Origin of the sequence: Rhodoferax sp. (assembly GCF_028689295.1) — a bacterium.
In the GTDB taxonomy this organism is placed as follows: Bacteria; Pseudomonadota; Gammaproteobacteria; order Burkholderiales; family Burkholderiaceae_C; genus Rhodoferax.
Map to the genome: position 1 here is coordinate 68,623 of NZ_JAQTWL010000011.1, position 26,019 is coordinate 94,641.

Here is a 26,019-nt window from a genome sequence, read left to right on the forward strand (position 1 = left end):
CGGCGTCGGTGCGCTGGCGCACCAAGGAGCAAAAGTGGGTAGATTGGGTGTTTTTTTCGCGCACAAGCTTTGATAACTCACAAGTCATGCTGATCGACCGCGCGTTAAGCTTTTGAGTCAAAGGAGCTTGCAATGAAGTCAATCCATCCAACCGAACTCTCGCAACTGGTCAGCATCCCGGTTGATCATGTGTTGATCGAGGGCATGCTGGAACTCCCTGCCAAGCCATCGGGTCTGGTGCTGTTCGCCCACGGCAGCGGCAGCAGCCGGCACAGCCCGCGCAACAATTTTGTCGCCAGGGAATTGCGTGAAAAGGGTTTGGGCACGCTGTTGATGGACCTGCTGACCCCGCAGGAAGACCTGGTCTATCAGACGCGTTTCGACATCACGCTATTGACCCGGCGCCTGCTGCTGGCCAGTCAATGGGTCAAAGACAACGTTCAGACGGCGCTTCTGCCGATCGGCTACTTTGGTGCCAGCACCGGTGCGGCAGCGGCCTTGCGGGCAGCGGCTGCCATGGGTGACGGGGTGCGGGTTGTGGTCTCGCGCGGTGGCCGCCCGGACTTGGCCGGGCAGGCTGATCTGGTGAGGGTGAGCGCCCCCACCTTGTTGCTGGTGGGGGGCCTGGATACACAGGTGATTGAACTCAACCAGGCCGCCTATGCCTTGCTGTCGTGCACCAAGAAGTTGAGCATCGTGCCCGGTGCCACGCATCTGTTCGAGGAAGCCGGCACGCTGGAGCAGGTGGCCAGCCAGGCGGCGGCCTGGTTTGACCACCATCTGGTGGTTAAAGACTAGCGTTTGCCGCTGACCTCGACGTCCACCCGGCGGTCGGGTTGCAGGCAGGCGATCAACGCCGGGGACACTTTGGTGCCGACGCAGTCACCGGGCTTGGTGACGGGGTCGGAACCATTGACGCCCCTGGCGTTGATCTTGTTGGCCGGAATGCCTGCCGAGCTCACCAGGTAGGCGCTGACCGCTTCGGCGCGCCGGGTGGATAGCTTCTGGTTATAGGCTTGTCGGCCAATGCGGTCGGTGTGTCCAGTGACGTTGATCACGTCGAAGTCAACCCCGCGCAAATCTGCGGCCAACTTGTCGAGCTCGCCACGACCCGTGGGCTTGAGGGCGGCGCTGTCGAAGTCAAACAGCGAGTCAGCCGAAAAACTTACTTTTTGTGGCATGGGTGCAGGAGGAGGTGGTGGCGGCGGCGGTGCCACGTACACGGGTGCTGGCGCCTGGGCGACGATCACGGGTGCAGGCCTGTAGGTCTGCGCCACCGGGGTCGGTGTTTTGCCGCCAAAGCGATAGACCAGGCCGATGGAGGCCAGATCGATGTCGCCCTTGTTGCCCACGGCATCATTGATGCGGTAGCGTTCGATCTCGGCGCGCAGGCTCAGCGCCTCGGTGAAGGCGTATTGCACGCCCAGGCCGACCTTGAGGTTGGTGTCGCGTGCGCTCGGGCTGGGGTCGAGCACGTTGACCGCGCCGGTGCCGGCAAAGGCGCCTTTGGTGTCCGCATACGTGACACCAACGCGACCGAAGGCGGAAAACTTGTCGGTGATCGGAAGGATGCCCACGGCATCCAGATTGAAACCCCTGGCCTTGATGTCGCCGCTCAAGGTGCCGGTGGGAGAGGTGTTGGCGACAAAGCCGAACCGGCCCAGGTCGAAATATCCCGCTTCCACTGCCAAATACTTGTTGTACTGGAAGCCGCCAAAGAGCTTGTAGCCACGGTCGCGGTCATTGTCTTCAATCGAGGTGACGGTCAGGCCGCTGCCGAGCAGTCCGCTGGTGATGCGGGCGTCGTCAATGGTGGCCTCGGTCACGCCGTAATTGGCGCCGGCGTACCAGCCCGAGATGTCCTGAGCCATGGCGCAAGGGGCCGCCATGAGCGCGAGGGTCAGCAGGCTGAGCTTGCCAGCGGTGCGGACGGATTTGCTTTTGTTAAGTGTCATGTTGCGCTCCGGGTTATTGGGCTGGCACGTTGACGACGGTATTGACCATCGTGACCGAGGCGCCCAGAGACAAGGCCCGGCCTTCCAGCGTGACGATGTTGACGTTGTCAGCGGTCGAGATATTGACTCCGGCTTGTGCAATGATGGTGCCCACCATGGTGCCGCCGCCGGCCGCGTTGATGGTGGCCGTGGAGCCGACTTGCCAGAACACGTTCCTGGCCAGTGCGCCGCCCGCCAGGATGATGCTTTGCGGTGCGGCTGCACCCGGGCCGCCGACGGTCAGCGTGGAAGCCATCTGGAATACCCAGGTGGCATTGGCGTCACCTTGCGCATCGAGGGTCAGGTTGCCACCTTCGATCAGGAACGAGCCACCAGGCGCCACATAGGTGCCAGGCTGCAGCGTAACACCGGCCAGATTGGCACCCGGTGCCGGGCTTGCGCCACCCACTGGTGTTGCCACCAGGGCCAGGTAAGCGGTTTGGGCATCCAGGCGCGCCTGGGTGGCGGCAGCGCAGGCAACAGCGTTAGGGCCGGTTGACGTGGGGCCTGTCACTGAGTTGGTGCAGGTGTAGATTTTGCCGTTGACAAAGCCCTTGTTGAGGGTTGTTTCGGTGTAGATGTCGCCCAGTTTGTCATGAAAACCCGTGATCATCGAGGTGCCGGTGGCAATGGTACCGATGTCGCCATTGATGATGGTCAGCGTACCCATGTTGGTCATGCCGGCGCTGCCGCCAAACGTGCCAAATGGTGCGACTGTGTTCAAGGTGATGAGAGGCACATCAACCGGCGTGGCAACCGTGGTGAATTGCCACACTTTGCTGGCTGCCAGCGTGTTGCCAGCCAGATCAGCCACATCCGTGGTGACGGTTGCGGTGTAGGTGGTGTTTTCAGCGAGATTTACATTGGGTTTGAAGGTCGCAATTTTGCTCTGCGCGTTGTAGCTGACCGTGCCCGTGACGCCAGCCACCTTGAAGTTGGCAAAAGTGATGGTCAACGGGTCCATGGCTTCGTTGAAGGTGGCATTCACCGAGGTGGTGACCGCAACACCGGGCGCTGATTCAGCAGGGTTGACCAGAATCACCAAGGGGGCGGTTGTGTCTGCCACAGCAGCTGTGGTCCAACTCCAGCTGTAATCTGCTGCCATCGGATTGGCGGCCAGGTCAGTGGCCACGGTGGTGATCGTGGCGGTGTATCGGGTATTGGCAGTCAACACGCTGCTGGGGTCAAAGAGGGCATTCACGCCAGAATAGCTGGTGTTGCCAGATACCGCGGCGCCACTGACCGTTTGTTTCAAAGTGAAACTGGTGTTGGTGATGGTCAAGGGATCCATGGCTTCACTGAACGTGGCACCCACCTTGGTGTTGATGGCTACGTTGCTGGCACCGTTGGCATTGATCGTGTCGATGACCCTTGGCGCGGTGGTGTCAAGTGCCGCTCCGGTGCTGAATTGCCAGGAGAAGTTTTCGGCAATGGCAATGCCCGTGCTGTCATGGGCCGACGTTGTGATGGTCGCAACACACCATGTATTTATGGCCAGCGCGGTGTTGGCAGGCAAGGTCAAGGTGGCAGTTTTGCTGCTGGCTTGGTAACTGACGATGCCACCAGTGATGGCTGTTGCCGTCGGGCAGGCCAGCATAAAGCTGTCCCCGGTGAGTGTGGCCGGGTCCATCGCTTTGCTAAACGTTGCGGTGATGGTTTTGGTGTTGCTGGCAACGCCCGTGGCATTGGGCAGTGGTGTGACACTGGTGACCGTGGGAGCCACGGCCGCAATGCCACCAGTTCCCAGAATGGGCTCTTGCCCACCGCCGCCGCAAGCGGCCAGAAAAACGCTCAGAACCGGTGCCATGAGCCATGGCAGTGGCCTGAAATTGAGTTGTGATTTGTTCATATACATACCTCTTGAGTTTCCAAAAACTTACTGCAGCCGGGTCAACACGGGGTTGACGAGGGAACTGTTGCGGTGCGCCAACCCAAAGGCTGGCTGCATTGCAGGTTTCAGTATCGACAGCTGGCGGCGCTGTGTCTGTGTGCTGAACCACACAAGGGGAAACGGGGATGTCTTTGATGGCAGCTGAATGGAGGATTGATTATTCGCAATGCACTGCCGCCGGGCATGGCTATTCTGAAGAAAGTGATTATTTTGTTGTCACTTTCTACCGGGAGATGCCATGAAGACCGATGCAGAAATCAAGAAAGACGTGCTGGCCGAGTTGTTGTGGGATCCGCTGATTTCCGAAACCAAAGTCGGTGTGACCGTCAAGGAAGGTGTTGTCACCTTGACCGGACACCTTGACAGCTACGCTGAAAAGGTGGCGGCCAAGCGGGCCACCGAGCGCGTCAGCGGTGTCAAGGCGATTGCGGTCGAGCTCGACGTGATCCCGAGCGGGGTGCACCAGCGCACCGACACCGAAATTGCGCTGGCCGTGGAACACGCGCTGGGCTGGAACACCTCGGTGCCGCAGGGCTGCGTCAAGGTGGCGGTGGAGAAGGGTTGGGTCACCCTGACGGGCGAGCTCGACTGGAACTTCCAGCGCCGCGCAGTGGAGCGCATGGTGCGTCCGCTCAAGGGGGTGGTGGGCATCACCGACAACATCCAGCTCAAGACGCTGCCGATCCCGCTCAAGCTGTCGGAGCGCATCCAGGACGCGCTGACGCGCCAGGCCATGCGCGAAGCGCGCCGCATCGATGTCATCGTGGAGGGCAGCGAGGTAACCCTGCGCGGCCGCGTGCACTCGTGGGCCGAGAAGAATGCGGCCGAAGGTGTGACCTGGTCTGCACCCGGTGTGAGCCGCGTCAACAACCAGCTGACGGTGGAGGCCTAGCCTGTGCGACCCGCTGACCCGCATGCCTGGATGCTGACGCAGGCCATCGAGCTGTTGCAGGGCGCGCATCGGCTGCACCGGCAGTTTTTTCAACTGGGCCGCTCCGGCGACGTGCCGCGCTGGGAGCCGCCGGTGGACATGTACGGCGACGAGCAGATGCTTTGCCTGCTCATCGCGCTGCCGGGTGTCACGCCAGAGCGGCTTGATGTGCGGCTGGAGCAGCAGGTGCTGGTGGTGTATGGCGAGCGCTCTCTTGCCGCCGATTTTGGCAGCGGCACGATCCTGCAACTCGAAATCCCTTATGGTCGCTTCGAGCGCCGTGTGCCCTTGCCACATGCCGATTACGCTGTGGCTGACATGTTGTTGCAGAACGGCTGTCTGCGCCTCACGCTTGAAAGAGAATCATGAATCTGGTCGAACCCTCGTCCGGCGTGCCTGAGCTGCAGCGCGCGCTGCCCGACGATGCCATGGTCATCGTGCCGGTGCGCAACATGGTGCTGTTTCCCGGCATGATCATGCCCATCAGCATTGGCCGTGAGCGCTCGATCAACGCGGCCCAGTATGCGGTCAAGGCCGAGTTGCCGGTCGGCATTGTGATGCAGCGCAACCCCGAGGCCGACGCGCCCACGCCCGAAGACTTGGCGCCCATGGGCACGGTGGCCGCCATATTGCGCTACGTCACCACGCCCGATGGCTCGCACCACATTATTTGCCAGGGGCAACAGCGCTTTCGGGCGCTGGCTTACCTGGACGGCTTTGATTTCATGGTGGCCCGCGTCGAGCGCGTGGCCGATGCGGGCGGCGAGGACGACCGCGACATCGAGGCCCGCTTTTTCCAGCTCAAGGAGCGCGCGGTGGAGCTCCTGCAACTGCTGCCCAAGGTGCCCCAGGAGATGCTGCTGGCGGTGCAGGAGGTGGACAGCCCCGGCATGCTGGCCGATCTGGTGGCCGGTTATGTGGACATCAAACCCGCAGAAAAACAGGAGCTGCTCGAAGAGGTCAACCTGCGCGCGCGGCTGGACCGTGTCATTGACATGCTGGTGCACCGAATCGAGGTGCTGAACCTGTCGCGCGACATTGACCAGCGCACCAAGGCCAGCATCGGCCAGCGCGAGCGCGAATTTTTGTTGCGCGAGCAGATCAAGGAAATCCAGAAAAAGCTGGGCGAGGAGGGCGGAGACAACGCGGCCGAACTGGCCGACCTCGGCAAGGCGATCATTGATGCCGACATGCCCGAGGAGGTGGCCAAACAGGCCAGAAAAGAACTCAAAAGGCTGGAGCGCATGCCGGACAGCTCGACCGAATATTCGATGGTGCGCACCTACCTGGAATGGCTGCTGGAAATCCCCTGGAAAGCACCCGAGCCTGATGCCATTGACGTGGCGCAGGCGCGCCAGGTGCTTGACGACGACCACTTCGGGCTGGAGCAGGTCAAGAAGCGCATTGTCGAATTCCTGGCGGTGCGCAAGCTCAAACCGGGTGGCCACGGCCCCATCCTGTGCCTGGTGGGTCCGCCGGGCGTCGGCAAGACCTCGCTGGGTCAGTCCATCGCGCGCGCACTCGGGCGCAAATTTGCCCGGGTGTCGCTGGGTGGCGTGCACGACGAGGCCGAAATTCGCGGGCACCGGCGCACCTACATTGGCGCGCTGCCGGGCAACATCATCCAGGCGCTGAAAAAAGCCGGCACCCGCGGCTGCGTCATGATGCTCGATGAGATCGACAAACTCGGCACCGGCGTGCACGGCGACCCGTCGGCGGCGCTGCTGGAGGTGCTCGACCCGCAGCAGAACAACACGTTCCGCGACAACTACCTGGGCGTGCCCTACGACCTGTCGCAGGTGATTTTCATCGCCACCGCCAACATGCTCGACACCATTCCCGGGCCGCTGCGCGACCGCATGGAGGTGCTGCATCTGGCGGGTTACACGCAGGAAGAAAAGCGAGAGATTGCCAAGCGTTACCTGGTGCAGCGCCAGCTCGACGAGACCGGCCTCTCGCCGGCGCAGTTCACGCTTACCGACGCCGCGCTGATGGACATCATCCGCCACTACACGCGCGAGGCCGGTGTGCGCAATCTGGAGCGCCAGATTGGCGCCGTTTGCCGCCATGTGGCGGTGCGCATTGCCGAGGGCAAGGCCACGGCGCAGACGATTGATGCGCCCGACCTTGGCGAGATCCTGGGTCAGTCGAAGTTCGAGAACGAAGTGGCCTTGCGCACCGGCATGGCCGGGGTCGCCACCGGCCTGGCCTGGACGCCGGTGGGCGGCGACATTTTGTTCATCGAGGCCAGCCGCACGCCCGGCAGCGGCCGTTTGATCCTGACCGGCCAGCTCGGCGATGTGATGAAGGAGTCCGCCCAGGCGGCGCTGACCCTGGTGAAATCACGGGTCTCCGCCCTCAAGCTGGAGCCTGCTGCCTTTGAAAAGGTGGACGTGCACATCCATGTGCCTGCGGGCGCCGTGCCCAAGGACGGACCCAGCGCCGGGGTCGCGATGTTCATTGCGCTGGCCTCCCTGTTCATGGACCGGCCGGTGCGCAGCCAGGTGGCCATGACCGGTGAAATCAGCCTGCGCGGCTTGGTGATGCCGGTCGGTGGCATCAAGGAAAAAGTGCTGGCGGCGCTGGCAGCCGGCATCAGCACCGTGATGCTGCCTGCGCGCAACCGCAGGGACCTGGAAGAAGTGCCGGAGCAGACCAGGGCGCAGCTGGCGTTCATCTTTCTCGACGATGTGGAGCAGGCCTTGGCGGGCGCCATCGACATGGGTCTTGCGCAAGCGCCAGCGACCTGAACCGGCACACTCAGACGTGCAAAAACTGAATGGCCGCGTTGAGTAAATACAAGGCCAGCAGCGCCAGGCTGGACCAGGTGGCCACGCCTGCGACGCGCCGAGTGGGGCGGCTGGCCAGCGAAACAATCACAATGGCGCTCATCACACACGCTGAGAAGGCCGAGGCCGCATGCACTTGTGACACCTTGGTGTAAATCGGCCCCGTCACATAGGCCACGTCGTCGAGCGCCAGGATCAGCACGTCAAACAGGTTGCTGCCCAGCAGGTTGCCAACCGCCATGTCCAGCGCTCCAATACGCACCGCCCCCCAGGTGGTGGCCAGCTCGGGCACCGAGGTGGCAAAGGCAATGAAGAGGGTACCCACAAAGGAGTGGGTCCAACCCATCAGCCGGGCCAGCTCAACGCCAATGATGGGCAGCCAGATGCCGGCGCCCACAATCACGATGGAAGCCATGCCGTAGCCCATCAAGGCGACTTTGAGCGTCATGCTTGTTGGCTCGGCCTCGTCGGCGCGCGCCGGGTGGCGTTGCTCGATCACGTAAACGGTGCGCATGGCCACCAGATAAATGCCGAGCAAGAGCATGCTGGTGAGGCTGATGTGGCCCAAGGCAGGCATCATGCCCTGCGCGCCAAGCACCACCGCCAGCCCGGCACCGGCGAGCAAAATGACACCGAACCCGGCCGAAACCAGATGACCCGGGCCGACCTCCTTGTAAAGGCTGCCTTTTCGGTAAAGGACGTCGATGAGGGCAAGAATCATCAGGTTAAAGACACAACTGCCCAGTACGTCGCCCACGGCAATGTCGGGCGCGTGAGTCACGGTGACCGCGCTCAAGCCCGTGACCAGCTCGGGCAGCGAGGTTACGGTGGCCAGCAAAATCAGGCCCACCCAGTTGCGCGACAGACCGGTGCGGGTGGCAATGGCGTCGCCATAGCGGCTCAGGCGCACGCCGGCAAAGCCGATCAGGCCGGCGCACAGCAGAAATTGCAGCCAGACCAAGGCGACTGGGTTCATGTTGCAATCCCCCCGGTTGCCGGGCTTTGACTCTTTCGGCGGCGCCAGGCTTTTTCAAGCTCAACCGCCACGCCCACCAGTGCCGCGGCGCCCAGACAAATGCCCAACTCAGCCACGCTCAGCGGCTGGGTCTTGAAGATGGGGTTCAGCACCGGCACGTAAATGGTGGCCATCTGCAGCACAAAGGTGAGCAGCACGGCGCCGAGCAAGGGTTTGTTGCTACCCAGGCCGAGTTGCCACAGCGAATCGCGCTCGGATCGGATCGTCATCACATGGGCCATTTGCGACAGCGTGAGCACGGTGAACACCATGGTTTGCCAGTGTGCGTGGCCGGTGGCCAGCGCCCAGGCCTGCACGCCCAGACACAGGCCGGCAATCAGCAGGCCAATGCCCAGAATATGCTGCCACATGCCGTTGGCAAACAGGCTCTCGGTGTGCGCACGCGGCGGGCGTTGCATGACGCCGCGCTCGGCGGGCTCGGCCGCCAGCGCCAGACCGGGCAGGCCGTCGGTGACCAGGTTGACCCACAGGATGTGGATCGGCAAGAGCGGAATCGGCAGAAAAACGAGCGGCGCCAGAAACAGGGTCCAGATTTCGCCCGAATTCCCGGTCATGGCATAGCGCACAAATTTTCGGATGTTGTCGAAGATGCGCCGACCTTCGCGCACCGCCGCCACTATTGTTGCAAAGTTGTCATCGAGCAGCACCATGCTGGCGGCCTCGCGGGCCACGTCGGTGCCACCCTTGCCCATGGCCACGCCGATGTCGGCGCGTTTGAGGGCCGGGGCATCGTTCACCCCATCGCCGGTCATGGCCACGATCTCGCCCTGCGCCTGCAAGGCTTCGACAATGCGGATTTTCTGCGCCGGGTCCACCCGGGCATAGACCTGCACCTGCGATACGCGCAGCAGCAGCGCGGCGTCGTCAAGCGCCGCCAGATCCTGCCCGGTCAACACCTCGGCTTGGGCGTCAGCCACAATGCCAAGCCGTTGGGCAATGGCGCGTGCGGTGGCGGGGTGGTCGCCGGTGATCATGACCGGCATGATGCCTGCCGTGATGCAGTCGCGCACAGCGGCGGCTGCCTCAGGGCGCGGCGGGTCGATGAGCGCGATCAAGCCGAGAAACTGCAGCTTCTGCTCGATTTGGCCGGGCGCCAGCACATCGGGCAACGCGGAGAGGTCACGCCGCGCCAGCGCCAGCACACGCAGACCCTGGGCCGCCAGTGTGTCGGCCCGGGCAATTGCCGCGGCTGAGTCCAGCGGCCGTGCGCCACCCGGTGACCATTGCGCGTCGCAGCAGGGCAGCACCGATTCGGGGGCGCCCTTGGTGTAGCCGGTAACGCCTTCGGCACTGGGATGCAGCGTGGTCATGCGCTTGCGCTCGGAGTCGAACGGCAACTCTTTCAGGCGGGGCCATTCAGCGTCGAGCGCCGCCTTGTCAATGCCAATGGCAAGGGCCACCTCGACCAGTGCCGTCTCGGTGGGGTCGCCTTGCCATTCTGGCGCCGGTTCTGTGCCGTCACCTTGCGGGGCTTGATTGCCATGCGCGTCGTTGCATAGCGCGGCGGCGCGCAGGGTTTCCTGGAGCACCGGCCCGGCTTGCGATCCACCGGGCAGCCAGCTTTGACCGTCGGACCAGACCAGCTCGGCGCGCATCTTGTTTTGTGTCAGGGTGCCGGTTTTGTCCGAGCAAATGGTGGTGACCGAACCCAGCGTTTCCACCGAAGGCAAGCGCCGCACCAGTGCATTCACTGCGACCATGCGTCGCGCGCCCAGCGCCAGCAGCACCGACACCACGGCCGGCAGGGCTTCGGGGATGGCGGCCACCGCCAGACTGATGGCGGTGAGTGCCATCAGCAGCGCCTGCTCGCCGCGCCAGATGCCGGCGACAAAAATCACCACGCAGATGCCGATCACCACCAGCGCCAGTCGTTTGCCGAAGGCGGCCAGCCGCCGTTGCAGCGGCGTGGTGCGGTCTTCGGGGTCGAGCAGCTGCGCCACCTTGCCCAATTCGGTTTTTGCACCGGTGGCCACCACCAGGCCGCGCCCGCGACCCAACGTGGCGGTGGTGCCCTTGAAAGCCATGTTGAGGCGGTCGCCCAGGGCGCTGTCAGCCGCATCGGGCAAGGCCGCAGTGTGTTTGGCCACCGTGACCGACTCGCCGGTGAGCGCAGACTCATCCACATGCAGTTGTGCGCTATGGATCAGCCGAATGTCGGCGGGCACCTTGTTGCCTGCCTCCAGCAGCACGATGTCACCCGGCACCAGGTCGCGCGCCGGCACTTCCTGGCGTTCGCTGCTGCGCAGCACGGTGGCCCGGGCCGCGGCGAGCTGTTTGAGCGCCGCCATGGCGCGGTCGGCGCGCCAGGTTTGCAGAAAGCCAATCACGGCATTCAGCACCACGATCACCAGAATTGCCACGGTGTCGATCAGGTCGCCAATCAGCCCTGACACCACGGCAGCGGCCAGCAGCACCAGCACCATGAAGTCGGTGAACTGCGCCGCCAGAATGGCCAGCGGACCGCGCTGCGCCCTGCTCGGCAGCTCGTTAGGGCCATGCAGCGCCTGACGCCGCTCGACCTCGGCCGCATGCAGGCCGTGCTCGGGATCCACCGCGTGCTCGGCGGTGAGCTCGTGCACCTCGCGCTGGTGCCAGGATCGTGGGTCGGCGGGGTGCGTCGAAGGGGAGTCTTTGCTGGTCTGCATGCGCCCTATTCTGTCTCTGCTTTTATCAGTGGTGCTGCGCGCCGCGACGCTTCAAGTCTGCCGCAGGTGGGCCGGCACCAGCGCCTGCAGTGCCTGCACCTGGCGCTCCAGCAGCTCGATCTGGATCAGCTTTTCAAGCAGCATGGCCACGGTAAACAGGTCAAGGTCAAAGTCGAGCCGCAGCTTGGCAGCGGTGCGCATGGGGGTCACCCAATGGGCGCTGAAGGCGCGCTCAGGCAGGCTGGTCAGCGGCACCAGGGCGTTGTAGTCCACCAGCTCGTCGAGCTCGGCCGGGCTCATGCCGCAGCACTGGGCGAGTTCCGTCAACGAGATGATCTCGGTGGTGTCGAGACTGAAACTCTCGAAGCTTGCTTGTGTCATGGATTTCCTCCTGGGGTCAGGCCCCTCGGGGCTTGAAGGTTGAGACTTTGGCCAGTTCCTGGAACAGCTCGTGTTCACGCGCTGACAGCGTGGCGGGCACGTCGATGTGGACGATGGCGTACAGGTCGCTGTGGTCCGCCGCCAGACCGCGCCCGCGCAGGCGCAATTTGCGCCCGCTGCGGGTGCCCGGCGGCACCGTCAGCAGCACGGGGTCGTCGAGCGTCGGCACTTCGACCTCGGCGCCCAGAGCGGCTTCCCAGGGCGCCAGCGCCAGGTTGAAGTACAGGTCGTGGTGATCGGGCCGGAACACCGCATGCGGCGCCAGCTTGATGTGCAGGTAAATGTCGCCATCTGGCCCGCCGTTGCGGCCCTTGCCGCCTTGGCCGCGCAGGCGCAATTTCTGATCCTGGCAGGCGCCCGGCGGGATGGTGACTTGCAGCGTGCGCTCGCCGGTGCCCTCGGCCAGCGTCAGGTTGACCGTGGTGCCGCGGCGGGCGTGTTCGAGTGGAATGGTGACCGAGGTCTCGAAATCCTGGCCCTTGAGGGGCATGGCCTGGCGCGATTGACCGCGTTGACCCTGCCCCATGGCGGCCAGCAAATCGGCCAGGTCAAGGTCTTCGAACGACATGCCGCCCGGCGCAAAATCCTGCTGCCATTGCGGTGGCGGTTTGAAGTCTGCGCCACTGGCGGGGTGGCCGAGTTCGTCGTAGGCGGCGCGCTTGGCTTGGTCTTTCAGCGTGGCGTATGCCTCGCCAATTTCCTTGAATCGCACCTCGGCGTCCGGCGCCTTGGACATGTCCGGATGGTGGGTGCGCGCCAGTTTGCGGTAGGCCTTTTTGATGTCATCCAGGCTGGCTGTGCGCGGCACGCCCAGGATGGCGTAATAGTCTTTGTATTTCATGATGCTGTCAGTTTGCGTGGTGCCTGATGACCATGCCTTGCGATTGCGCAAACGTTGTCAACGCGTGGTGTCAAAAATATGCCAGACCGCCATGAACATGGCTGCAATCAGCGGGCCGAGCACAAAACCGTTGATGCCAAACACCGCCATGCCGCCCACCGTGGTGATCATCACCACGTAGTCGGGCATGCGGGTGTCCTTGCCCACCAGCACCGGCCGCAGCAGGTTGTCCACCAGGCCGATGACCAGCACCCCGTAGGCAGCCAGCGCCAGGCCCTGCCAGATGGCGCCGGTGATCAGAAAGTAAAGCGCCACCGGCCCCCACACCAGCGCGGCGCCAATGGCCGGCAACAGCGATAAAGCAGCCATCAACACGGCCCATAACAAGGCGCCTTTGACACCCAGCGCCAAAAATGCCAAACCGCCCAGGGCGCCCTGAATCAGGGCCACCAGCAGATTGCCCTTGACGGTGGCGCGAACCACGGTGGCGAACTTGTGCCACAGTTGTTGCCGGTGCACAGGGGTCAGCGGAATCATGCGCCCGATGGCCCGCACCGTGCTGTCGCCATCGCGGATCAAAAAGAACGCCAGATACAGCGCAATGAACAGGCCCACCACGAATTCAAACGTGTTTTGGCCGATATTGAAGACCTGGGTGGCGGCAAACTGGGAACCCTGCGCCAGCGTCGTTGACAGCCGGCGTTGCAAAGTGGAAAAGTTGACCAGGCCAAAGCGGTCCAGGATGGCGCCTACCCAGTCCGGCAGCCGGTTGAATGCGCGATGGAAATACAAGCTTGGATTGATGTCGCCCGACTGCAAGCCCTGGTAAAGCCAGGCGGCTTCCTGCGCCAGCAGCAGCAGCACCAGGATCATCGGCAAAATCACGATCAATAGCACGATCGACAGCGTGCACAGGGCGGCCAGCGTTGGCCGATGGCCGAGGCGCGGCAACAGCCAACGGTGCAGCGGGGTGAACAGCAGCGACAAAATCAGGCCCCACATGATGGCCGCATAGAGCGGCAGCAGAATGCTGCCCAGCGCCAGGGTGACCAGCGCCAGCAGGATCAGCAACGCCCAGTGTTCACGCGGCGAGGACTGGGTGTTGGTCGCTGCGGTCTCATGCGTGGACATTTCAGGCTTTCTGTTGGGTGCCCAGCGCCTTGATCAGTTTCGGCGCGAGTCCGGCGAACACGGCAGACACCGACAGCCAGCGCCAAGCCTTGGTGCGCATCAACAAGGCGCCTGCCAGCCCGGCGCCAAGGACCAACGCGATGGGGTGTTTTTGGGCCACTGGCGTGGCCACCACCTCGGCTGTTTGCGCAGAGACCTGCAAAGCCAAGCGCAGCGGGTGCTGGTGCCACCAGTTTTGGAGGACGGCGGTAAAAATATTCGCGCTGGTGCTGCCTTTGAGCTTGGCCCAAGCTTCTGCGGTGGTGGCTCCGAAGGGCTGCCTTGGACGGTCATCGCCTGGACTCGCGTCTTGGTTTAAGGCCTGGCGCAAGCGGTCACGCGAGCGAATCAGCCGGTCACAACTTGTTTGGGTGTTGTTCATGATTCAGGGCGATGGTCTGGCTGCGCGCAGCATGGCCATGTCCGCATTCATCTGGCCGCGCATCAGGGCAAAAGCCTGGGGCGAGCCCCGTTGCTGAGCAACTCCCCAGCAGCTCAGTGCCGCCGCCAAGGGCAGCATGGGCGTCAGCAGCAACAGCCAGGGCATCGGCATGCCGCTAGCGGGCAGCGCTGCCCATAACATCAGCGCCACACCGGCCAGCAGGGTTGCCAACAACAGACCGCACAAGGCGGCGGCCCGCCACAGCGCCCAGCGCTGCCAGGCGCTACGCGCCTGGGCCAATTCTTCGGTGAAAAGCTCGCCATAAGCCAGCGCATGGTCGGCCAGTAATTGCGGCCGCGCCAGCAACAGTTCAAGCAGCGGGTGCATGGACGGCAATCGGGTGCCGGGTCAGTGGTGGCTGCGTGAGCGGCTGATCAGACTGACCAGGGCCATCAGGGCGGCACCGGTGGCGGCGGCCATCAGCATGGCTTTGACCGGCTCGTGCTGGATGTAACGCACCGTGTTGTCAGATGCGTGCTCGGCCTTGACGCGCAGTTGGTGCGAGGTGTCGCGCACGCCGTCCATCACATCGTGTGCCAGCTGCTGGCTGGACTTGGCCACTTGATCGGCGGCATTGGTGGCCTGGTCTGCAAGTGCGTTGGCAATGTCGGTGGCTTTATTATTAAACATGAGAGCTCCTTCAATCTTTGATCGTGTTAAAAAAATGGACAAGGGAGAGACTGGTTTTTGGCTGCTCTGATCAATCAGCGCTTCTTGATCATGCCGAACAGAAAACTGGCAATGGCCAACACCAGAAAGATGAAGAACAGCGTCTTGGCAATACTGACAGCACCAGCGGCGATGCCGCCAAAGCCGAACAAGGCGGCAATCAGGGCGATAACGAAAAATACAACAGCGTAGTGCAGCATATGAGGCTCCTGGTGAACAGGCCGGGTGGCCTTGGAAGCCTCAATTTAAGTGAATCGAGCCGCGACGTCTGTTCGCTGACGTACAGAACCGGGGTTGACTTGTCACTGAAAGAAGGGCGGGCAGTCTTTAACGACAATGTGTCAGGGCTCTCCCATCGAACCCATCACAGAAGCCACCTGCATGCCACTGACTGAATTGATATCGAATCTGCGTAACGCGCTTGCCCAGACGCTGGGGCAGGCCCCCGAACTGCGACTGCTCAACGACAAAGGTCTGGCACATTGGCATGTGCGCCTGCAAGGCACCGGCTTATTGGTTCGCATTCCCAAACAAAGCCAGATGGCGCTTGGCGCAGTGGACAACCTGCGCTACGAAGCTGCCTGCTTCGAGCGGGCGGCGCCGTCCAGCCACGTGCCCCGGCTGGCGCATGTGATTGCGCCATCGCCGGGACTGCCCTGGGGTGCGCTGCTGGTCGAGGACATCGACGGTGTTTCCGCCGACGGCCCGGCGCACATCGACGCCATCATGCGGGCCCTGGCTGCGATACACGCCTTGCCGGTGGCGCCTGGCCCGGCGCGGGCGCCGCTGCTCAATGACCGCGATCCGCTGGCGGGCATGCTGACTGAGGTGCGGGCGCAGGCGCGCTACCTTGACGATCCGTGCATCGCGGCGCCAACGCGTCGCTTGCTGCAACAGCGCCTGCAGCTGGTGCAAGGCACGCTCGCTCAAGCCTGCCAGGGGCTTGCGCCACGCCTGATCACCTTCGACGCGCATCCGGGCAATTTTTTGATCACGCCCAACGGCAAGGCGGTGCTGGTTGACTTGGAGAAGTGCCGATACAGCTACCCGCCGCTGGATCTGGCACACGCCACGCTATACACCTCGACCAGCTGGGATGTGAGCGCTGCCTTCGCGCTTTCGCCCGCCCAAGTTGCCAGCGCCTACGTGACCTGGATGCTCGGCGCTGGCGACATGGCCGCGGCTTATGCCCCTGCGTTCGTGCCGCTGCGTGAATTGATGTGGTTGTGGTCCGTGACCTGGTGCGCCAAATGGCTGGTCCAATCGACCCGGCCGCGCAGCCATAGCGCGGGCGGCGAAGACTGGTCGCAGGACAACAGCGAAGCTGTGTTGATTGCGCATGTTCGGGCGCGCGTAGCCGACTATTTGTCGATTCCAACGATTGAGCGTGTCCAGGCCGAGCTGCACACCTTGACAGGTCTTTTTGCCTGAACGTTCCAGTGGGCGTGGTTTGGCTTTGCGAGAGTCCGGGGGGTGCCAGCCCGATCAAGTGCCCGGTTTTTTGTCGAGCACCACCAGGGCAATGCCACCCAGAACGGCCAGCGAGGTGAGCACAAACTGCAACGTGATGGGTTCTTGCGCAAACGCTGCGCCCGCCAGAGCGGCCAGTACCGGCACGCTCAATTGCACCGTTGCGGCGCGTGTCCGGGTCATGTGGGGCAGCACTGCGTACCAGAGCGCGTAGCCCACGCCAGAGGTGATGGCACCCGACAGCAGCGCATACAGCACACCCACGGCATCGAACTGAAGGCGTGCCAGAAACAGGCTGCCGAGCAACACGGACAAGGCTGCCGCCCGCAAAAAATTGCCTGCCGTGTCGCGGGTTGGATCGCCCACGCCGCGACCGCGCAACGAGTAAACGCCCCATGCCGCTCCGGAGGCCAGCATCAGCGCCGCGCTGCCCAGCGGTGGCGCATCCAGAGCGGGCAACAGGATGGCCACAACGCCAATCAGCGCCACCAGCATGCCCACCATTTGGCGGCTGCTGAGCCGCTCGCCAAAGCACAGTCCGGTGGCAATCATGGTGGCTTGCACCGCACCAAATAACAGCAGGGCGCCAATACCCGTGGACAGGTCAGCGTAAGAAAAAGACAAGGCAGCGGCATACACAAACAAGGCAAGCGCTGAAATCCAGTTTCCTCCCAATAAAGGCGCGTGGCTTGATGCGGCGCTTGCCCTGGGCCGCAGACGTTGCTTGGCGTAAACCAGACAGGCAAGCATCACGGCACCCGAGATCAGGCGCAACGACGTAAAACTGGCGGCATCAAGGGTCGTGTGCTTCAGCGCCAGCCGGCACAGTATGGAATTGCCTGCAAAACACAGCATGGTCACCAGGGAGAGCAAGCCCAGTCGGATCAACGTCATACGGCTGCCAGCCATTTCAGATCTTCGGGTTCGTCGATGTCATGCAGCGCGGGCTGCGTGCTGACGCGCCAGTTCAGCTTGTTAAAGCGAAGCAGCGTCTCTGCAGCCACGTCATTGGTACTCCACGCCATGCTGGAAAAAAGTGATGGATGAAACTTGTTCAGCCCCAACAGCACGTAGCCGCCATCGAAAGCCGGCACCAGCGTGGCATCGGCGTGCTTTAGCGCCGCCGCGGCCTGTTGCAGCCGCAGAGCATCGAGTGCCGGGCAATCGGTGCCGATCAGCAGGACTGATTCACCGCCTTCGAGCACGCGTCGGGCGGCGCGCGCCATGCGCGCGCCCAGGTCGCCTTCGCCCTGATCGGTCAACTGCACGCCGCGCGGCAGAGCAAATGTCTGCCACACCGGGTCAGCGGTGTCGGGCGTGACGCACAACTCAACCGGCCCGACCCGGGCCGCCAAAGCGCGCACAAGTGCATCCGCCACCAAACGCCGGGCGAGTTCGGCCGCACCGTGGGCGCCCAGGGCCGGTATCAAACGGGTTTTGGCGAAACCGGGCAGCGCCGCCTTGGCAAAAATCACGATGCGCAGGAGTTTCATCGGTACGCCTTGGCCAATTGCTCTGCGGGCACGCCGCGCCAGTAGTGCCAACGCAGGCGCCACATCAGCAGCATCGTGCGCCAAACACCATGGGTTTCCCAGCGCCTGCCGGAGGTGATCACGCAGGATCTGATACAGGCCGGTCGGGAGATGCGGCACAAGCGTTTGCTGAGTTCGATGTCCTCCATCACCGGTTGCGCGGGAAAGCCGCCGACCGACGCGAACACGGCGCGGCTGACAAACATGGCCTGGTCACCGGTGGCAATGCCACTCCAGCGCGAGCGCAGGTTCATCATGGTGCCAATGACGCGCAGCATGGCATGGCGGCCTGCGATGCGCACATCAAAACGCCCCCAGCAATGCGCCTTGCCAGACAGGGCGCGCGTGACCAGGTCTGGCGCGCCCTCAGGCAAGCGGGTGTCGGCATGGAGGAACAACAGCACCTCCCCCGTGGCCTGCGCTGCCCCCGCATTCATCTGCAGTGCCCGGCCGCGCTGCGAGCGAATCAGTTGCAGGCCGGCGCGCTCGGCCAGGCCCGTTGAGTTGTCCGAACTGCCACCATCGACGAGCAGCACCTCGCAGCCGTCATGCTGCAGCGGCAACAATTGCGCCAGCAAATCGGGCAAGGTAGTTGCTTCGTTGATCACCGGGACGATGATGGAAAGTTTCATGCCATCCGATTATTCATCGATCTTGATAGATCGGCTAGCAGCACCCGGACTCACACACCCAGCTGATCTGCCAGTGCTACAAAGTCATCGACAACCCTATTGCAGTCCGGATGCGGTGTTGGATCCGGCGGACCCGCTGGCCCCCATTCAGCCGGTCTGCGGACAAATGCTGTCTTGAAACCGCAGGCACGGGCGGCATTCAAATCGAAATTGTGGCAGGCGACCATCAGAATCTCGGCCGGTTCCAGGCCCAGCCATTGCGCTGTTTTCAAGTAAGCCTGCGAGTTGGGTTTGTAGATGCCGATCATTTCGCACGAGATCACTGCATCCCAGTCGAGGTCATTTTTGCGGGAAACGTCCAGCACGAGCGACAGCGGCAACATGGTGAACGAAATGGCAGGAAGTTTTTTCCGGATACGGGCCAGCGCCGGTGGAAAATCCGGCCAGGCCGTGAGCTGGTGCCAAGCCTGGAAAATGTGTTCACGGTCTTGCTGGCTGAATTGTTGAAGGCTGTATTTGGCTAACACTTCATTGAGCGCCGCGCGATGGACATCGTCCATGTTGAACGCGGGCTGCATCTGTCCGACGATGCCTTTCATCGCCAGACGCCGGTAGTCATTGGTCACCTCATCCCAGTCGAGCGACACACCATGGCGCTCCCCGATTTTCTGGAAGGCACCGCAAAGGCCACTGTGCCAGTCCAGGATGGTGCCGCCGGTATCGAAGGTGAGCGCTTTGATGTTGGTGATCATGGGTTTTTGGTATTCAAATTGGGCGGCATGGGAGTGTGTGATCAGACTATTTTGTAGGCAGCAAATTTTTCATCGACTGTGGTGCCGAACGCCTGGTTGCTGTAGTTGCTCAATGCCTTGACCGCCGCGGCGAGGATGATGTAGAGCAGGTCTTGCTCGCGGTAACCGGCGTCCAGAAAAGTCTGCACGACTGCGCGATCGGGCTGGCCGTGTTTGGCGACCATCTCCACCGCCATGGCCGCCAGCGCGGCGAGCTTAGCGTCGGGAATCGACTGGCGCGTGCGGATGGCCTGCAAGACATCTTTTGGCACACCCGACATCTTGTCGGCAATCATGCTGTGGGCGGCCGTGCAGTAGTTACAGCCGTTGTATTGGCTCACAGACAGAAACACCACTTCCTGCTCGGCCGGGCTGAAGCCCGATTCGCTGCGAAACAGCGCGTAACCATGCAGGTAGGTGCTAAGCATGGCGGGCGCGTTGGCCATGTTGGCGTACATGTTGGGGATGAAGCCGACCTGCTTGAGGGCGATGTCGAGTATTTCCTTGGGCTTGCCCTGTGCGCTGGCATGGTCGATTGGGTGCAGGTTTTTGATGATGGGGGTGGTTGACACGGGGTTTCTCCTGAAGGGTTGACAAGTTTTACCGTGCGACGCGCATAAAGCGCCACAGGCTTTCATGCTAGGGCTTGCTGACGCTGGCAAAGTGTTTGTGCGTCTCGGCTTTGCTACCCGTCGTTTCATTTCTTCTGCTTGCGCTGAAAAAAATGTTTGTCACGTTTTCCGACGGACATGCGACCAAGGCTATGACGGCACTGCATACCGTAGCGTCGCAAACCCGAAAGGAAACATCATGAAAACCGTATTTATCGCCGCTGCCCTGGTCGCCACCTCATTTGCCGCCTTGGCCGACCACAATGACTACGTTCCTCAGCAAGGCGCTTCCGACCCCGGAAAAGCGCGTGCCGAAGTCATCGCCGTGTCGCAGGAGGCGAAAGCTACAGGCCAGATCAACATCACCGAGCATGCAATGCGGCAGGCAGAGCGACTCAGCCGCCAGCAAAGCACATCCAAGCTGACTCGGCAGCAGGTTCAACAGGAAGTCGTCGCGATGCGCGAGCAAACCAGGTTCGACATTCAGGGTGAACACCGTTGAAAGCGGGGTGTTCATTGCGCCGACGGGATCAGGTCTGACGTGTTCAGGCCTGATCAACCCGCGCACTGGTTCACGAAGTGTAAGAAACAGCTTTACGCGACGACTACTTTGCATCGTGTTCAGGAATCCGGCATCTCAGCCCATGTCGAATCTTCAAAGCTACCAAAGTGTGTCCATGAATCACCAGACCGAATCCATTGCGCTGCCAGCCTCTGCCACGCACCCTGATGCCTCGGGTGCCTCTTGGGTCAGACTGCGGCAACGCCTGTTGCGCCACGCCCGCATGATGGTGTTTGAGCCTGCGCAAGCTGAAGACCTGGTGCAGGAATCGCTGGTGGCGGTGCTGGAAAAGCCCGAAGCCCATCGCGGCGAGGCCTCCCTCATGACATGGGCCGTGGCCATCCTCAAGCACAAAATTGCCGACTGGTACCGCTCGCCACATCAGCGCCGACGCGCTTGGGTTGAGATCGATGAAAATGAAGTTGATGTCGATTCAACCGAAGACCTTTATGATGAGCAGGGCAGCTACAAGGAAGCCGTGCCGTCCTGGCAGCAACCTGAAAGGCAGGAGACCCAGCGCCAGATGATGTCCGTCATGGAGGGATGTCTGAAGCGCCTGCCTTCCCAGGCCGGCAGGGTCTTCATGATGCGCGAGTGGCTCGGATTCGAAACGTCGGAAATTTGTGAGCGCCTGAGCCTGAGCGCTGAAAATTGCCGCATGATCCTGCATCGGGCTCGCATGGGCCTGCGCCAGTGCATGACCACCCAAGGACACACTACCGGGAGCCTCCAATGACACTTCTTCATTCATGCCAAAAAGCGGCTGAACTGATTTCCCAGTCACTGGATGAACCCCTTGACATGGTTGACAAGCTGCGTTTGCGTGTGCATCTGAGCATGTGCGGCAATTGCCGCAACGTGCAGGAGCAACTCAACCTGATCCACAAAATGGGCTCGCAAATTGGTACGCTCGATTTGTGTGATGACTCCGGGGAAGCACCATTTCCGCAAGGAAATTGACCGTGCCGGGTGACACAGGAAAGCCCATGATCCAATAGAGTCATGAACTTGCCAAACGCAGCACCTTGTCGGAGCGACTCTCGTGTCTGACTCGCGCCAACTCTGCGGTGCCGAGCTGGTCGCGGCCCTGCGCGAGAGCCGCCAACGCACGCTGTTGCTGGTGGACGACTTGAGCCCCGCGCAGTGGAGTCCGATTAGACAGATTGGCATCAACCCGGTGGCGTGGGAGCTGGCGCACATCGCCTGGTTTGCAGAGTTCTGGATATTGCGAGGCCCCCATCATTGCGACGCGCAGGGCCTGGTGCACGCGGCGCGTCCAGCGCGCTTTGCCGGGCCGGATGGTTTGTTTGACTCGGCGCGGCTGGCGCACGCCCAGCGCTGGAATGAGGCCATGCCAACACGCGCGGAACTGGAACCGATGCTGTCGGGCCAGTTGGAGACCTGCATCGCGTCGGTAGCGGCTGGCGCGGCCGAGTCCACCGATGCCGCGCAAGACCCGCTGTACTTCCATCGCCTGGCCCTGTTCCATGAGGATATGCACGCCGAAGCCCTTTGCTGGATGCGCTCTGCGCTGGAATACCACGTGCCTGTCGGGTTGACCATACCCCAGTTGCCAACCAGCCAGCCGCTGGCCGTGCCGGGTGCCGACACCTGCGTCGGATGGCCCCCCGCGCAACCCGGTTTTGCTTTCGACAACGAATGCCCCGCCATGGCCGTTCGGGTGGACGGTTTCGAGATCGACAGCGCGCCGGTGAGCGCGGGCGCTTTTGCCCGCTTCGTCGAGGCCGGGGGCTATGACAACGCGCTGTATTGGCCAGAGGAGGCCGGGGCGTGGCGCGCGCAGTCGCGGCTGGCGCATCCGCAACAGTGGCGGCGCGCCTCGGGCGGCGGATGGCAGGCGCGCTGGTTCGACCAATGGCTGGCGCTGGACGGCACGGCACCGGTCATGCACATCAACGCCTTCGAAGCGCAGGCCTACTGCCTGTGGGCCGGGCGGCGCCTGCCCAGCGCCAGCGAATGGGAATACGCGGCCAGCTCGCAATGCGACTTTCACTGGGGCCACAGCGTGTGGGAGTGGACATCGAGCGCCTTTGCGCCTTACCCCGGCTTCATGCCCGGCCCATATCACGCTTACTCGCAACCCTGGTTCGGCAACCACCGCGAGCTGCGCGGCGGTGCGTTCTCCAGCCACGCCCGCATGCACCATCCGCGCTACCGCAATTTTTTTGAGCCGCACCGCACGGATGTGTTTGCAGGTTTTCGAACGGTGACACTGTGAGTTCAATTGAGCGCATGGCTCAGCGCATGACCCGTCCCCGCGTGCTCATCATCAGCCCAGCGGCTGCCTCTGCCAACAATGGCAATTGGCACACCGCGTGGCGCTGGTCGCGCATGTTGCGCCCGGCGTTCGATGCCACGATTGCCCTGGGATGGAACGGCGAACCTTTTGACGTGATGCTGGCCCTGCATGCCCGGCGATCTGCCGAGTCCATCGCACGTTGGGCACGGTCCAAGGGCGCCGCGGAAAATGCACAAGGTCTTGGCGTGGTGTTGACCGGCACCGATTTGTACCGAGACATCCAATCCGACACTCAAGCGCAGGCCTCTTTGCAGTATGCCCGCCAGCTCGTGGTGCTGCAGGAGTGCGGTGCAGAAGCGCTTCCCCCTGCCTTGCGCCACAAGGCAAGGGTGATTTTTCAGTCCGCCGCAGCGCAAGAGGCGCTACCCAAGCCCACCACTGAGTTGCGGGTGCTGATGGCGGGACATTTGCGCGATGAGAAATCGCCACGAACCCTGTGGGATGCAGCCCGCATCCTCCAACCGCACACAGACATCTTTATCGACCACATTGGCGAAGCGCTGGAGCCCGCGTTAGGCGCGCAAGCCCGCGCCTGCATGGTGGCGTGCCCGCAGTACCGCTGGCTGGGCGGCATGGCGCATGACACCACGCTGCAGGCAATTGCGCAGGCGCACGTGCTGGTGCACACCAGCCGTATGGAAGGCGGCGCGCAAGTGATTTTGGAGGCAGTGTGCAGTGGCACGCCGGTGCTGGCATCAAACATTCCCGGCAACGTGGGCATGCTGGGGGCGGACTATCGCGGTTACTTTGCGCTGGGCGACGCAACCGCACTGGCGGACTTGCTGCTGCGCTGCCGCGCGGAACTTGATCACGACAATGGCTTTTGTGCCCAGTTGTCCCGGCAGTGCGCCCTGCGCGTACCCCTGTTTTCACCCGCCACCGAGCAAGCCGCCGTGCGGGATTTGGTGAATGATTTACTCGATGCAAACCCCTGAACAACCCATCCTGCGCGACATTGTTTTGGTCGGTGGCGGTCACAGCCATGTGGGGGTCATCAAAAGCTTTGGCATGCAGCCGATTCCCTGCGTGCGCCTGACCGTGATTTGTACCGACGTGCATACGCCTTATTCGGGCATGTTGCCGGGTTACGTGGCCGGGCATTACAGCTATGACGACGTGCACATCGACCTCAGTCGCCTGGCGGTGTTCGCCGGCGCGCGCCTGTACCGCGACGAGGTGATCGGGCTCGACCGCGTCAACCGCCGTGTGCTGTGCCGCAACCGCCCGCCGGTGCCCTACGACGTGTTGTCGATCAACACCGGCTCCACGCCGCAACTCCACGATGTGCCGGGCGCTTTGCAAAACGCCATTGCCGTCAAGCCCATCACCCGCTTCAATGCGCGCTGGCTGGCGCTGCTTGAGCGCGTGCAGAAACACGTTGGCACAACCACGGTCGCGGTGGTGGGCGCAGGTGCGGGCGGTGTGGAGTTGCTGCTGGCCATGCAATACCGCCTGCGCCATGAACTGCGCACACTGGGGCGCAACCCGAATGATCTGGTGTTTCACCTGTTCACCAACAACGCCCACATTTTGCCCACCCATAACGCCCGCGTGCGCCGCACCTTTGACACGGTTTTGGCCGCGCGCGGTGTGCAGGTGCACTGCGATGCGGCGGTCACGCAAGTCTCGGCGGGGCAGGTGCAAACGGGCTCGGGCGAGGTGGTGCAGGCCGACGAGATCATTTGGGTCACTCGTGCCGGTGGTGCCGCATGGCTCAAAGACACCGGCCTGGCACTGGATGCCGATGGTTTCATACAGGTCACAGATACCTTGCAAACCGTCACCGACCCCGTCATTTTTGCTGCTGGCGACATTGCCGCCATGGTGAACCATCCGCTGGAAAAAGCTGGCGTGTTTGCCGTGCGCCAAGGCCCCCCGCTGGCGCGCAACCTGCGCATGAGTGTGCAGGGCGCGGCGCTCAAACCCTACCATCCGCAGCGGCGCTGGCTGGCGCTCATCAGCACTGGCAACCAGTACGCCGTGGCCTCGCGCGGCTGGCTCGGGTTTGCCGGGGCCTGGGTGTGGCGTTGGAAGGACTGGATCGACCGGGACTTTATGCGCAAGTTTCAGGACTTGGCGCCTATGGACGCCCACGCAAGGGGTGCGCACGCTGCATCGGCTAACATACCCGGCGCGGTGCAGCTCACCTCAGAAGAGTCTTTGCAAGCCATCTCCGCCATGGCCATGCGCTGCGGCGGCTGCGGCGCCAAGGTGGGGGCCACCGTGCTGTCGCGCGCGCTGGGCCAGTTGCACCCGGTGCAGCACGACGATGTGCTGATAGGCCTGAGCGACCCCGACGATGCGGCGGTGGTGCGCGTGCCGCCGGGCAAGGCCATGGTGCATTCGGTGGACTTCTTCCGATCGTTCATTGACGATCCCTACCTGTTTGGCAAGGTTGCCGCCAACCACGCGCTGGGCGACCTCTGGGCCATGGGCGCGCAGGCGCAATCGGCCACGGCCATCGCCACCGTGCCCCCGGGCCTGGAGAGCAAGGTGGAAGACCTGCTGTTTCAGATGATGACCGGCGCGCTGGAGGTCTTGAACGAGGCCAACTGCGCGCTGGTGGGTGGCCACACCGGCGAGGGCAAGGAACTGGCGCTGGGCTTTGCCGTCAACGGCCTGATCGACGACGACCCGGCGCAGATTTTGCGCAAAAACGGCATGCGCGCGGGCGATGTGCTGATTCTGACCAAACCGATTGGCACCGGCACCCTGTTTGCCGCCCACGCCCGCCTGGCCGCCAAGGGTCGCTGGATTGACGCCGCACTGCAGTCGATGGTGCTGTCCAACCAGCGTGGCGCGCAGTGCCTGCGCGAATTCGGCGCTACCGCCTGCACCGACCTGACCGGTTTTGGTCTGCTGGGTCACCTGGTGGAAATGACTCGCCCCTCGGGTGTGGATGCAGAGATTGATTTGAACGCGCTGCCCCTGCTCGATGGCGCACAGGAATGCGTGGCTGCTGGCATCGTCAGCTCTCTGCAAAGCGCCAATGTGCGGCTGCGCCACGCCCTGCGCAACCAGCAGGCGAAGGCGCACCACCCGCGTTACCCGCTGATTTTTGACCCGCAAACCGCAGGCGGACTGTTGGCCAGTGTTCCCGCAGACAGGGCAGATGCCTGCATTGCAGCACTGCGTGAACTGGGCTACGTTCATACGGCGGCAATTGGGCGGGTATTGACGCAAAGCGATGCGATGGAGCCGATCACGTTGTGCGGGTGAGGCCTTGCGTTTGAAAATCAATCCATCAAGCCC

27 protein-coding genes are annotated in these 26,019 nt (G+C 62.8%); 11 read left to right on the forward strand and 16 right to left on the reverse strand.

Annotated elements, in window-relative coordinates; all coding sequences use genetic code 11:
* The first annotated feature begins 132 nt into the window (after positions 1 to 132).
* A complete protein-coding gene (locus PHF15_RS10925) occupies positions 133 to 798 on the forward strand; it encodes an alpha/beta hydrolase (RefSeq protein WP_300121093.1) in 666 nt (221 codons plus the stop codon).
* On the opposite strand, the gene PHF15_RS10930 is transcribed toward PHF15_RS10925, so the two are convergent.
* Together PHF15_RS10930 and PHF15_RS10935 are read right to left on the reverse strand one after the other, a co-directional pair.
* Positions 795 to 1,955, reverse strand: coding sequence for an outer membrane beta-barrel protein (locus PHF15_RS10930; RefSeq protein WP_300121094.1), 1,161 nt, complete (start codon positions 1,953 to 1,955; stop codon positions 795 to 797). The two genes, PHF15_RS10925 and PHF15_RS10930, sit on opposite strands and share 4 nt — an antisense overlap.
* Positions 1,956 to 1,968: 13 nt before the next feature.
* Positions 1,969 to 3,843: an Ig-like domain-containing protein gene (locus tag PHF15_RS10935; protein ID WP_300121096.1), complete on the reverse strand. Its 1,875-nt coding sequence runs from the start codon at positions 3,841 to 3,843 to the stop codon at positions 1,969 to 1,971.
* A gap of 280 nt (positions 3,844 to 4,123) precedes the next feature.
* On the opposite strand from PHF15_RS10935, the gene PHF15_RS10940 reads away from it, so the two are divergent.
* From PHF15_RS10940 to lon, 3 genes are read left to right on the forward strand one after another with little or no spacing between them, the layout of a single operon-like run.
* Positions 4,124 to 4,777 carry a BON domain-containing protein gene (locus PHF15_RS10940; RefSeq protein ID WP_300121098.1) on the forward strand — a complete coding sequence of 218 codons (654 nt, stop codon included), beginning with the start codon at positions 4,124 to 4,126 and terminating at the stop codon, positions 4,775 to 4,777.
* A 3-nt stretch (positions 4,778 to 4,780) separates the two neighbouring features.
* Positions 4,781 to 5,185, forward strand: coding sequence for an Hsp20/alpha crystallin family protein (locus PHF15_RS10945; RefSeq protein ID WP_300121100.1), 405 nt, complete (start codon positions 4,781 to 4,783; stop codon positions 5,183 to 5,185).
* Complete coding sequence (gene lon, locus PHF15_RS10950) at positions 5,182 to 7,566, forward strand: endopeptidase La (RefSeq protein ID WP_300121101.1); 2,385 nt, start codon at positions 5,182 to 5,184, stop codon at positions 7,564 to 7,566. Before PHF15_RS10945 ends, lon begins: the two co-directional genes overlap by 4 nt.
* Positions 7,567 to 7,576: 10 nt before the next feature.
* Here the strand turns inward: lon and PHF15_RS10955 are convergent, their stop codons facing one another.
* The 9 genes from PHF15_RS10955 to PHF15_RS10995 all read right to left on the reverse strand — a co-directional run bounded on the left by PHF15_RS10955 (position 7,577) and on the right by PHF15_RS10995 (position 15,049).
* Positions 7,577 to 8,581 carry a sodium:calcium antiporter gene (locus PHF15_RS10955; RefSeq protein WP_300121103.1) on the reverse strand — a complete coding sequence of 335 codons (1,005 nt, stop codon included), beginning with the start codon at positions 8,579 to 8,581 and terminating at the stop codon, positions 7,577 to 7,579.
* Positions 8,578 to 11,286 (reverse strand): cation-translocating P-type ATPase, encoded by a 2,709-nt coding sequence (locus tag PHF15_RS10960; RefSeq protein WP_300121104.1) that lies wholly within the window; start codon positions 11,284 to 11,286, stop codon positions 8,578 to 8,580. The genes PHF15_RS10955 and PHF15_RS10960 overlap by 4 nt, the downstream gene beginning before the upstream one ends.
* 51 nt (positions 11,287 to 11,337) lie before the next feature.
* The gene (locus PHF15_RS10965; protein WP_300121105.1) at positions 11,338 to 11,667 is read right to left on the reverse strand and encodes a chaperone modulator CbpM; all 330 of its coding nucleotides are present in this window, start codon (positions 11,665 to 11,667) and stop codon (positions 11,338 to 11,340) included.
* A gap of 16 nt (positions 11,668 to 11,683) precedes the next feature.
* Entirely contained in the window at positions 11,684 to 12,568 is an 885-nt protein-coding gene (locus PHF15_RS10970; protein WP_300121107.1) for a DnaJ C-terminal domain-containing protein, read from the reverse strand.
* A 57-nt stretch (positions 12,569 to 12,625) separates the two neighbouring features.
* On the reverse strand, positions 12,626 to 13,699 hold the full coding sequence (locus tag PHF15_RS10975; RefSeq protein ID WP_300121108.1) for an AI-2E family transporter: 1,074 nt from the start codon (positions 13,697 to 13,699) through the stop codon (positions 12,626 to 12,628).
* A 1-nt stretch (position 13,700) separates the two neighbouring features.
* Positions 13,701 to 14,120: a hypothetical protein gene (locus PHF15_RS10980; RefSeq protein WP_300121109.1), complete on the reverse strand. Its 420-nt coding sequence runs from the start codon at positions 14,118 to 14,120 to the stop codon at positions 13,701 to 13,703.
* 3 nt (positions 14,121 to 14,123) lie between these two features.
* Positions 14,124 to 14,507: a hypothetical protein gene (locus PHF15_RS10985; RefSeq protein WP_300121110.1), complete on the reverse strand. Its 384-nt coding sequence runs from the start codon at positions 14,505 to 14,507 to the stop codon at positions 14,124 to 14,126.
* 21 nt (positions 14,508 to 14,528) lie between these two features.
* Positions 14,529 to 14,810: a hypothetical protein gene (locus PHF15_RS10990; protein ID WP_300121112.1), complete on the reverse strand. Its 282-nt coding sequence runs from the start codon at positions 14,808 to 14,810 to the stop codon at positions 14,529 to 14,531.
* A gap of 74 nt (positions 14,811 to 14,884) precedes the next feature.
* Complete coding sequence (locus tag PHF15_RS10995; protein WP_300121114.1) at positions 14,885 to 15,049, reverse strand: DUF1328 domain-containing protein; 165 nt, start codon at positions 15,047 to 15,049, stop codon at positions 14,885 to 14,887.
* Between the two features lie 181 nt (positions 15,050 to 15,230).
* On the opposite strand from PHF15_RS10995, the gene PHF15_RS11000 reads away from it, so the two are divergent.
* Positions 15,231 to 16,280, forward strand: a complete 1,050-nt coding sequence (locus PHF15_RS11000; RefSeq protein ID WP_300121116.1) for a phosphotransferase — start codon at positions 15,231 to 15,233, stop codon at positions 16,278 to 16,280.
* 54 nt (positions 16,281 to 16,334) lie between these two features.
* On the opposite strand, the gene PHF15_RS11005 is transcribed toward PHF15_RS11000, so the two are convergent.
* The 5 genes from PHF15_RS11005 to PHF15_RS11025 are packed head-to-tail and all read right to left on the reverse strand — an operon-like array spanning position 16,335 to position 19,846.
* A complete protein-coding gene (locus tag PHF15_RS11005) occupies positions 16,335 to 17,213 on the reverse strand; it encodes a DMT family transporter (protein ID WP_300121118.1) in 879 nt (292 codons plus the stop codon).
* Positions 17,210 to 17,812: a TIGR04282 family arsenosugar biosynthesis glycosyltransferase gene (locus PHF15_RS11010; protein ID WP_300121120.1), complete on the reverse strand. Its 603-nt coding sequence runs from the start codon at positions 17,810 to 17,812 to the stop codon at positions 17,210 to 17,212. The genes PHF15_RS11005 and PHF15_RS11010 overlap by 4 nt, the downstream gene beginning before the upstream one ends.
* Positions 17,809 to 18,483, reverse strand: a complete 675-nt coding sequence (locus tag PHF15_RS11015) for a TIGR04283 family arsenosugar biosynthesis glycosyltransferase (RefSeq protein ID WP_300121122.1) — start codon at positions 18,481 to 18,483, stop codon at positions 17,809 to 17,811. Before PHF15_RS11015 ends, PHF15_RS11010 begins: the two co-directional genes overlap by 4 nt.
* Before the next feature lie 50 nt (positions 18,484 to 18,533).
* Positions 18,534 to 19,235, reverse strand: coding sequence for a haloacid dehalogenase type II (locus tag PHF15_RS11020; RefSeq protein WP_300121124.1), 702 nt, complete (start codon positions 19,233 to 19,235; stop codon positions 18,534 to 18,536).
* A 41-nt stretch (positions 19,236 to 19,276) separates the two neighbouring features.
* On the reverse strand, positions 19,277 to 19,846 hold the full coding sequence (locus PHF15_RS11025; RefSeq protein ID WP_300121126.1) for a carboxymuconolactone decarboxylase family protein: 570 nt from the start codon (positions 19,844 to 19,846) through the stop codon (positions 19,277 to 19,279).
* Between the two features lie 238 nt (positions 19,847 to 20,084).
* Here PHF15_RS11025 and PHF15_RS11030 point away from each other — a divergent pair, with 238 nt between their 5' ends.
* The 6 genes from PHF15_RS11030 to selD all read left to right on the forward strand — a co-directional run bounded on the left by PHF15_RS11030 (position 20,085) and on the right by selD (position 25,986).
* Positions 20,085 to 20,387, forward strand: coding sequence for a hypothetical protein (locus PHF15_RS11030; RefSeq protein WP_300121128.1), 303 nt, complete (start codon positions 20,085 to 20,087; stop codon positions 20,385 to 20,387).
* A gap of 175 nt (positions 20,388 to 20,562) precedes the next feature.
* Positions 20,563 to 21,183, forward strand: coding sequence for a sigma-70 family RNA polymerase sigma factor (locus PHF15_RS11035; protein WP_300121130.1), 621 nt, complete (start codon positions 20,563 to 20,565; stop codon positions 21,181 to 21,183).
* Complete coding sequence (locus PHF15_RS11040; protein ID WP_300121132.1) at positions 21,180 to 21,407, forward strand: zf-HC2 domain-containing protein; 228 nt, start codon at positions 21,180 to 21,182, stop codon at positions 21,405 to 21,407. Before PHF15_RS11035 ends, PHF15_RS11040 begins: the two co-directional genes overlap by 4 nt.
* 82 nt (positions 21,408 to 21,489) lie before the next feature.
* Positions 21,490 to 22,686 carry a selenoneine synthase SenA gene (senA, locus tag PHF15_RS11045; RefSeq protein WP_300121134.1) on the forward strand — a complete coding sequence of 399 codons (1,197 nt, stop codon included), beginning with the start codon at positions 21,490 to 21,492 and terminating at the stop codon, positions 22,684 to 22,686.
* Positions 22,687 to 22,712: 26 nt separating this feature from the next.
* Positions 22,713 to 23,702 carry a selenoneine biosynthesis selenosugar synthase SenB gene (senB, locus tag PHF15_RS11050; protein ID WP_300121136.1) on the forward strand — a complete coding sequence of 330 codons (990 nt, stop codon included), beginning with the start codon at positions 22,713 to 22,715 and terminating at the stop codon, positions 23,700 to 23,702.
* Positions 23,689 to 25,986: a selenide, water dikinase SelD gene (gene selD, locus PHF15_RS11055; protein ID WP_300121138.1), complete on the forward strand. Its 2,298-nt coding sequence runs from the start codon at positions 23,689 to 23,691 to the stop codon at positions 25,984 to 25,986. Before senB ends, selD begins: the two co-directional genes overlap by 14 nt.
* Positions 25,987 to 26,019: the final 33 nt, after the last annotated feature.

Coding starts and splice junctions, on each gene's coding strand:
- PHF15_RS10925 (WP_300121093.1), top strand. CDS start 133: ATGAAGTCAATCCATCCAACCGAACTCTCGCAACTGGTCAGCATCCCG.
- PHF15_RS10930 (WP_300121094.1), bottom strand. CDS start 1,955: ATGACACTTAACAAAAGCAAATCCGTCCGCACCGCTGGCAAGCTCAGC.
- PHF15_RS10935 (WP_300121096.1), bottom strand. CDS start 3,843: ATGAACAAATCACAACTCAATTTCAGGCCACTGCCATGGCTCATGGCA.
- PHF15_RS10940 (WP_300121098.1), top strand. CDS start 4,124: ATGAAGACCGATGCAGAAATCAAGAAAGACGTGCTGGCCGAGTTGTTG.
- lon (WP_300121101.1), top strand. CDS start 5,182: ATGAATCTGGTCGAACCCTCGTCCGGCGTGCCTGAGCTGCAGCGCGCG.
- PHF15_RS10955 (WP_300121103.1), bottom strand. CDS start 8,581: ATGAACCCAGTCGCCTTGGTCTGGCTGCAATTTCTGCTGTGCGCCGGC.
- PHF15_RS10960 (WP_300121104.1), bottom strand. CDS start 11,286: ATGCAGACCAGCAAAGACTCCCCTTCGACGCACCCCGCCGACCCACGA.
- PHF15_RS10965 (WP_300121105.1), bottom strand. CDS start 11,667: ATGACACAAGCAAGCTTCGAGAGTTTCAGTCTCGACACCACCGAGATC.
- PHF15_RS10970 (WP_300121107.1), bottom strand. CDS start 12,568: ATGAAATACAAAGACTATTACGCCATCCTGGGCGTGCCGCGCACAGCC.
- PHF15_RS10975 (WP_300121108.1), bottom strand. CDS start 13,699: ATGTCCACGCATGAGACCGCAGCGACCAACACCCAGTCCTCGCCGCGT.
- PHF15_RS10980 (WP_300121109.1), bottom strand. CDS start 14,120: ATGAACAACACCCAAACAAGTTGTGACCGGCTGATTCGCTCGCGTGAC.
- PHF15_RS10985 (WP_300121110.1), bottom strand. CDS start 14,507: ATGCACCCGCTGCTTGAACTGTTGCTGGCGCGGCCGCAATTACTGGCC.
- PHF15_RS10990 (WP_300121112.1), bottom strand. CDS start 14,810: ATGTTTAATAATAAAGCCACCGACATTGCCAACGCACTTGCAGACCAG.
- PHF15_RS10995 (WP_300121114.1), bottom strand. CDS start 15,049: ATGCTGCACTACGCTGTTGTATTTTTCGTTATCGCCCTGATTGCCGCC.
- PHF15_RS11000 (WP_300121116.1), top strand. CDS start 15,231: ATGCCACTGACTGAATTGATATCGAATCTGCGTAACGCGCTTGCCCAG.
- PHF15_RS11005 (WP_300121118.1), bottom strand. CDS start 17,213: ATGACGTTGATCCGACTGGGCTTGCTCTCCCTGGTGACCATGCTGTGT.
- PHF15_RS11010 (WP_300121120.1), bottom strand. CDS start 17,812: ATGAAACTCCTGCGCATCGTGATTTTTGCCAAGGCGGCGCTGCCCGGT.
- PHF15_RS11015 (WP_300121122.1), bottom strand. CDS start 18,483: ATGAAACTTTCCATCATCGTCCCGGTGATCAACGAAGCAACTACCTTG.
- PHF15_RS11020 (WP_300121124.1), bottom strand. CDS start 19,235: ATGATCACCAACATCAAAGCGCTCACCTTCGATACCGGCGGCACCATC.
- PHF15_RS11030 (WP_300121128.1), top strand. CDS start 20,085: ATGAAAACCGTATTTATCGCCGCTGCCCTGGTCGCCACCTCATTTGCC.
- PHF15_RS11035 (WP_300121130.1), top strand. CDS start 20,563: ATGAATCACCAGACCGAATCCATTGCGCTGCCAGCCTCTGCCACGCAC.
- PHF15_RS11040 (WP_300121132.1), top strand. CDS start 21,180: ATGACACTTCTTCATTCATGCCAAAAAGCGGCTGAACTGATTTCCCAG.
- senB (WP_300121136.1), top strand. CDS start 22,713: ATGACCCGTCCCCGCGTGCTCATCATCAGCCCAGCGGCTGCCTCTGCC.
- selD (WP_300121138.1), top strand. CDS start 23,689: ATGCAAACCCCTGAACAACCCATCCTGCGCGACATTGTTTTGGTCGGT.